The following is a 6,929-nucleotide window of genomic DNA, read 5'->3' on the forward strand; positions in this document are numbered from 1 at the left end:
CTGGTTCTGAGGTTTTCTCGGGTTTGACACAGCGACACGCGGGAGCTGGAGTGCCGCGTATCGCTGCGATGCCCTATGCGGAGTGACGGCGGCGGCGGAGTGCCATGACGGCCCCACCTGCCGCGAGGAGCGCGAGGGCTCCGCCGCCGAACGCTACGGCGCGTGAGGCGTCGGCGCCGGTACTCGCGAGGGTGCGCGACGAGTTCGAGCCGGTCGACGTTCCACCGTTACCGCTGGCGCTTCCTGCGCCACCCGTGCCGCCACCGGAGCCGATGGTGGTGCCCGAGGTTGTTGCGGTCGGGGTGGGAGTGGGTGTCGGGGTGCCGGTCGTCGCTGCCGCCGCGACGGTGTAGGTAACCGTCTGCGCGGCACTGACGCCGTTCGGGGTGCGTGCGGTCACGGCAAACGAGAAGGTTCCGGCGGTGGGCGGGGTTCCGCTGAGCTGCCCGTCACGCGTGACAGTCAGCCATGAGGGCGCATTGGTGCTGGTGAACACAACGGCACCGAGGCCGGTAGCGGCCAGCGAGCCGGTGAACGGCGTACCGACGGTGAGCGAGCCAAGCGTGGTCGTCGTGACCACGGTGCTGAGATCGAGGGCCGAAACGGTGCCGAGCGTGGTATCGGCAACCAGCAGCCTGTTGTCTGACGAGACGGTGAGCGCCCAGGGCTTCGCACCCGCGGCGGTATAGGTATGGACGACGTCAGCGGTATTGATGGAACCCGCAGCGATCTCGCTGATCGACGCGGTGCCCGAGTCGGCCACAAACACATTGTCATGCGAATCGACGACCAGGCCCGACGGCTTTGCGCCAGCACCAAGCGGGAACGTCGCGACGATCGCCGACCCGGTCGTAATGCTCGGGTCGATGGCGGTCACCGAGTCACCACCGAAATTTGCCACATACAGAATGCCGTGCGAATCGATGGCAATCGCGTCAGGCGCCGCACCCAAACCAAGCCCAGCAATGCTGTACGTGACAACGGGAGTGGCTCCAGTTGTATCAATCTTCGAGACCGAGTTGTCACCAGAATTCGCCGTGTAGATATTGCCAGCGGCGTCGGTGACGATGCCTTTGGGGTTCGCCCCGGGCGCAAGGGATGCGTAGAGCGGGGTCCCGGTTCCATCAGCCGCAATTCTGGTCACGGTACTGCTCGAACCCTGGTTGACCGAATAGATCGTGTTCGATGGTGCTATCGCCATCGCCACGGGGTAGTGGCCGGCTCCTACCGAATGGACCCCCACGCCGATTCCGGGCACGAAAACGTCGATGTTACCGTTCGCCACATCTGCCGCATAGAGAAAACCAGCGCTATTACGAACGACGCTACTAAAGCTTGCGTCGGGAACAGAGAACGAGTCGCCCGGAATGGCTCCGCCGTCTCCCGCGAACGCGGTCACCGAAGGAACGCCGAAGTTGGCGGTATAGAACTCCCCATTCGGGCCCGCGATGATCGCCCGCGGTTGGGCTGTCGCGCCAACCGTGACGAGAGGGTCGGTCACGACCGGCTGCGCGGAGGCGCCGAAGGCTGATCCGGCAGCGCCCAGAACGGCGAGGCAGACGAGGGGCACTGTAAGTAAGGGCAGAAGTTTCATGAGGATGAGCATAACTCAGTATTACGATGAAGCGCCATACCGATCATCCGGAGCCCGTGTAGAAAGACGAACCTCAGCCGAGTCGGCGGCAATTCAGCAAGAAGGCCGCGAGAAGACGACCGAGGAGCGCTACGCCAACCGCGCCTGCGCCTGACCGTCGTCATAGATCGTTCCGGTGACCTCGGTGGCCACAGAGAAATGCGCGGGTTGTCATTCGAGCACAGGGTCGTGGTGCGCCGTCGAGCCGGGGGCGGCATTCATGCGGTAAGCAGAATCGCGTGGGGCACGCTGGGCCCGGAAGCAGGCGGACCCAGCGCCTCAGTCAGCGCGAGTTGCGCTGCAGGGAGAGCCGACGGCGAAATGAAGTCAAGGCAAGGCCGATAGCCATGATGGCGGCTGCGGTGCCGGCGAAACCGGCGAGCGTCGGGCCCGATGTTCCCGTGTGGGCCAGAGTCGCAGTCGCGCCACTACCGCCTGTGCCAGCGCCATTTCCGCTACCGGCGCCCGTTCCACCCGCGGGTGCCCCAGTACCGCCGGTACCACCCCCGGTGTTCACGGCTGCCACTTCGATGGTGTAGTTCTTCGAAATGCTTGAGCCGGTGGGACCGGTAGCCGTAACCGAGAAGGAGTAAGCGCCATCGGCCGTCGGCGTGCCGCTCAGCGTGCCGTCGGCGGAGAGTGTGAGCCATGACGGCAGGTCAGTCGAGGCGAAGGTGATGGGGTCGACACCCGTCGCCGTGATGGTCTGCGTGAATGCCTTGCCGACAGTTGCACTCGTCAACGAAGTCGTCGTGATGCTCGTCGACAGGTCGAGTGATGTGACGGTGTTGTTGCCGAACCCGGTGACCAATAGCGTGTTGGTCGACGAAACTACAATGCCAGACGCCCCTGCGTTGTTCGGGAGAGTCAAGATCGTCAGGGGCGAGCTGTTGCTGCCAGCCGGAATCATGCTCACGGTGTTCGGGCCCGAATTACTGACGTAGACGTTGTCATGCATATCGACCGTGATTCCCAGCGGGTGAGCGTCTGGAGCCAGGGTGAAAGTGCCAACCACGTTCGCACCCGCGGGCTTGGTCGAGTCGACCTTCGCGACCGTTCCCGCCACGTAGTTAGCCACATACAGAATGCCGTGGCTGTCAATAGTGATCGCATCCGGCCCGTCCCCGGGCGAGAATTCGGCGAATTTGTCGGTAACCACTCCCCCCGGGGTGATCTTCGAGACGGTGCTTGTTCCCGAGTTGGCCGTGTAGACGTTGCCCATCGAATCGGTGACGATACCTTTCGGCAAGGCGCCCGCGGCAAGGGTTGCGAACTGTGAGATGGGTGATATCAAACCGCCCGACTGGGTCACCTCCCAAATGGAGTTGCCAACCGAGTCAGCCGCATAGATAGTGTCTGCAGACGCGGTGCTGGAGTGGTCGACTGCGACCGCCCCAGGGGCTCGGGTTCCACCAAGCGAGTACGTCGACGCGCTCGGCTCGCCTGGCACGTACCGCGAAACCGATGCGGTGCCCGCATCTGCTATCCAGAGGGCACCGAAGCTGTCACGGGCAATGGCTCTCGGCGCGGCGCCGCCGCCCAACGAAATCGTCGCATTGTTCAGCGATGCACCGGATGCATTGAACCCGGTCACCGTGCCAGCGCCATAGTTCGCCGTGTAGAACTCCCCGTTGGGCCCCACCGCGATGCTCCGCGGAACGGAGCCTGCACCGAGCGAAACGAGAGGATCGATGACGACCTGGGTCGCAGTCGCCGCGGTTGCGGTGCACATGCATACCAGCACTGCCACAGCAGAGCCAGCGAGAAGGGAGCGTTTACGCACGATGAAACCTTTCGAGTGTCGACCCGTGTCAAAGTCACTGGAGACTTCAGGTCATCGGTGAGCTTAGCTCATGTATCGAGCAAACCTCAACCCTCGTTGCGCAGAACCGACTGGTGCGGGAGCGACTACACCAACCGCGCCAACGCCTGCGCCAAGCCGTCGTCATAGATCGTTCCGGTGACCTCGGTGGCGACGGCGAGCACGTCATCGGGCGCCTGCCCCATGGCCACAGCCCGGCCCAAAGCGCCGGCCCAGAGCAGCATCTCGATGTCGTTGCGCCCATCGCCGGCCGCCAGAACGCGGGAGGCAGGGATGTCGAGGAGCGCCCGCACCCGCTCGAGCGAGGTCGACTTGTTGACGCCGTCGGGGGCGATGTCGAGCCAGGCGGTCCAGCCGACAGAGTACGAGACGCGGTGCAGGCCCATGGTCTCGACGATGGCCAGAAAGTCTTCCATGTCGTGCCCGGGCGAGATGACCACGACGCGGGTGGCGTCGATCTCGAGCAGGTCTTCGAAGCTGACCTGCTCGCCGCCGACGCCCATCGAGCCGCTCGGAAAGTCGCCGGTGTAGCGGAAGTAGCCCTCTTCGTCTTCGACGGCGTAGTGCGCGCTGGCGAGGTGCTGGTGAATCTGGGTGAGCACGGCGCCCGGGTTGAAGGTCTCGACGATCTCGCGGCGGTAGCCGAGGGGCGCGTCGGTGTCGCGCTGCAGGGTGATGGCGCCGTTCGAGCACACTACGTAGGTGGGCGTGATGCCGAGCAGGTCGAGCACGGGCAGGGTCGCGGCAACCGAACGCCCGGTGGCGAGCATGACCTCGTGGCCGAGCCCGGTGAGGCGGGCGACCTGGTCGATGACGGCCTCGGCGATCGAGCCGTCTTCGTGCAGAATCGTGCCGTCGATGTCGAGCGCGACGAGCCAGCGATCGGTCACCGGATGCCCGGCGGAGCCAGCGCCGACCGAAGCCGCCGCACTCACGGCCGCCGCCCGTTCAGCGGGGTCATGACCTCGAGGCCGCCGAGGTACGGGCGGAGCACCTCGGGAACCACGACCGATCCGTCGGCCTGCTGGTGGGTCTCGAGCAGCGCCACGATCCAGCGCGTGGTGGCGAGGGTGCCGTTCAGGGTGGCGACGGGAGCGGTTTTGCCCGATTCGGTGCGGTACCGGGCATCCAGTCGCCGTGCCTGGTATGTGGTGCAGTTCGACGTCGAGGTGAGCTCGCGAAAAGTGCCCTGCGTGGGAACCCACGCCTCGATGTCGTACTTGCGCGCGGCAGACGAGCCGAGGTCGCCCGCGGCCACGTCGATGACGCGGTAGCTGAGGCCGAGCGAGGTGAGCAGCTCCTCTTGGTAGCCGACGAGACGCAGATGTTCGGCTTCTGCCTCTTCGGGCAGTACATATGTGAACATCTCAAGCTTGTTGAACTGGTGAACGCGCAGGATGCCCCGGGTGTCTTTTCCGCCAGAACCGGCCTCACGGCGGTAGCACGTCGACCACCCGGCGTACCGGTAGGGTCCGTCGGTGAGGTCGAGAATCTCGTCGGCGTGGAACCCCGCGAGCGCCACCTCGCTCGTACCGGTGAGGTACAGGTCGTCGGCCGGAAGGTAGTAGATCTCGTCGGCGTGCTCGTTCAGAAAACCGGTGCCGCGCATGATCTCGGGGCGCACGAGGGTGGGCGTGATCATGGGCGTGAAGCCGTAGTCGAGCGCCTTCTGCAGCGCGAGGTTCATGAGCGCGAGCTCGAGGCGGGCGCCGATGCCGGTGAGAAAGTAGAAGCGCGCGCCGCTGACCTTGGCTCCGCGCTGCAGGTCGAAGGCGCCGAGCAGCTCGCCTAGCTCGACGTGGTCGCGCGGCTCGAAGTCGAACTCGGGCCGGGTGCCGACCTCGCGCAGAGTGACGAAGTTCTCTTCGCCGCCGGCCGGAACGCCGTCGATGATGGGGTTCGCGATGGATCCGACGAGGCGGTCGAACTCGGCCTGGGCATCCTGAACCCGCTCGTTGGCGAGCTTCACGCCCGCGGCCATCGACTGGGCCTCGGCTACCAGCGCCTTCTTGTCGGCCGGGGCGGCCTTCGCAACCTGCTTGCCGAAACTGTTCTGCGCCTGTCGCAGGTTCTCGAACTCGGTGATGGCCGCGCGGCGCTCGGAGTCGGCGGCCAACGCCTCGTCGACGAGCTCGGTCGACGCGCCCCTCGCGGCCTGGGAGCGCCTAATGGTGTCGGGGTTTTCGCGCAAGAGTACTGGATCGATCACCTGCACAATCTTAGCGATGCCATACCCTGTGTCTTGTGGCCGTCAGAGAGCAGGGCAGAGCAGAGCAGGGCAGTTCCGACGAGGGCAGCGCCGATCAGGGCAGTGCGGGCGTGAAGCACGCGGCAGTGGTGTACAACCCGATCAAGGTCGACGAAGAGCACCTGCGCAGTGCCGTTGCCGAGCGCGCGGCGGCAGCGGGCTGGGGCGAGACGCTCTGGTACGAGACCACGGTGGATGACGCGGGGCAGATCCTCACCGGCGAAGCAGTGCTGGCCGGGGCCGACGTGGTGATGGCCGCCGGGGGTGACGGAACCGTGCGGGCCGTGGCCGAGGCGCTCCGCGGAACGGGGGTGCCACTGGCGCTTCTTCCGTCGGGCACCGGCAATCTGCTGGCGCGCAACCTCGATATGACGATGAACTTCGACGAGGGCATCCAGCTCATGTTCACCGGCTACGATCGTGCCATCGACGTCGGGCTGATCGACATCTACCGGCCGGTGCCGAGCCCCGAGGCCGATATCGCCCGCGGCGAGTCGTCGGAGAACGAGCCGCCCGCCGGCGACACGGCGCCCGACGAACCCGTCTCCACGCACGTCTTTCTCGTGATTGCAGGCCTCGGAATCGACGCCAAAATGATTGCGAACACCAACTCGAAGCTCAAAAAGGCTGTCGGCTGGCTGGCTTATGTTGACGGCGGCCTGCGCGCCATCCCCGAACTGCGCGCCATCACCATGAAGGTGTCGATCGACAACGAAGAATGGCGCAGCGTCTCGTCACACTCGGTGATGGCCGGCAATTGCGGGCTCCTGCCGGGTGGTTTGCTGCTGATTCCGGATGCCCGACCCGACGATGGCGTACTCGACTTCATGGCGCTGCGGCCCAAGGGGCCCTTCGGCTGGATCAGGGCGTGGAACAAGGTCGCCATCGAGAACGGAGTTCTCGCCAAGTCTGCCGCCGGCCGCAAGATCATCGAGCTCTCGCCCGACGTCAACGATGTCATCTACCGGCAGGGAACCGACCTGCGCCTCGACCTCGACGAGCCGCAAGAGATCCAGCTCGACGGTGATGAGTTCGGGCGGGCGTCGCAGATCCATGTCTGGATCGACCCCGCCGCCCTCATGGTGCGCGTCTAGCTCTCGGTCCGCCGCCGCCGCCCGAATCGAGTTGCCCCAGCTTGTCGGCGCCCGCAAGCCCGGGCGACAGTCCGGGGAAACTCGGTCGCGGAACGGGGCGGGACCTGTCTCTTATACACATCTGACGCTGCC

At 65.4% G+C, this 6,929-nt stretch carries 5 protein-coding genes; 1 reads left to right on the forward strand and 4 read right to left on the reverse strand.

The window, feature by feature from the left end; all coding sequences use genetic code 11:
* Positions 1 to 73 precede the first annotated feature (73 nt).
* The 4 genes from QN358_RS15790 to serS all read right to left on the reverse strand — a co-directional run bounded on the left by QN358_RS15790 (position 74) and on the right by serS (position 5,664).
* The gene (locus tag QN358_RS15790; protein WP_323512922.1) at positions 74 to 1,594 is read right to left on the reverse strand and encodes an NHL repeat-containing protein; all 1,521 of its coding nucleotides are present in this window, start codon (positions 1,592 to 1,594) and stop codon (positions 74 to 76) included.
* A gap of 322 nt (positions 1,595 to 1,916) precedes the next feature.
* Positions 1,917 to 3,365, reverse strand: coding sequence for an SMP-30/gluconolactonase/LRE family protein (locus QN358_RS15795; RefSeq protein ID WP_323512923.1), 1,449 nt, complete (start codon positions 3,363 to 3,365; stop codon positions 1,917 to 1,919).
* 176 nt (positions 3,366 to 3,541) lie between these two features.
* The gene (locus QN358_RS15800; RefSeq protein WP_323512924.1) at positions 3,542 to 4,390 is read right to left on the reverse strand and encodes an HAD family hydrolase; all 849 of its coding nucleotides are present in this window, start codon (positions 4,388 to 4,390) and stop codon (positions 3,542 to 3,544) included.
* Complete coding sequence (gene serS, locus QN358_RS15805) at positions 4,387 to 5,664, reverse strand: serine--tRNA ligase (protein WP_136643156.1); 1,278 nt, start codon at positions 5,662 to 5,664, stop codon at positions 4,387 to 4,389. Before serS ends, QN358_RS15800 begins: the two co-directional genes overlap by 4 nt.
* 35 nt (positions 5,665 to 5,699) lie before the next feature.
* On the opposite strand from serS, the gene QN358_RS15810 reads away from it, so the two are divergent.
* Positions 5,700 to 6,797: a diacylglycerol/lipid kinase family protein gene (locus QN358_RS15810; RefSeq protein WP_323512925.1), complete on the forward strand. Its 1,098-nt coding sequence runs from the start codon at positions 5,700 to 5,702 to the stop codon at positions 6,795 to 6,797.
* Positions 6,798 to 6,929: the final 132 nt, after the last annotated feature.

The organism is Subtercola sp. RTI3 (genome assembly GCF_035018625.1).
Classification (GTDB): domain Bacteria; phylum Actinomycetota; class Actinomycetes; order Actinomycetales; family Microbacteriaceae; genus Subtercola; species Subtercola vilae.

Bases quoted from the DNA above. Each gene is read 5' to 3' on its own strand.
- QN358_RS15795 (WP_323512923.1), bottom strand. From the start codon at position 3,365: ATGTGCACCGCAACCGCGGCGACTGCGACCCAGGTCGTCATCGATCCT.
- QN358_RS15790 (WP_323512922.1), bottom strand. From the start codon at position 1,594: ATGAAACTTCTGCCCTTACTTACAGTGCCCCTCGTCTGCCTCGCCGTT.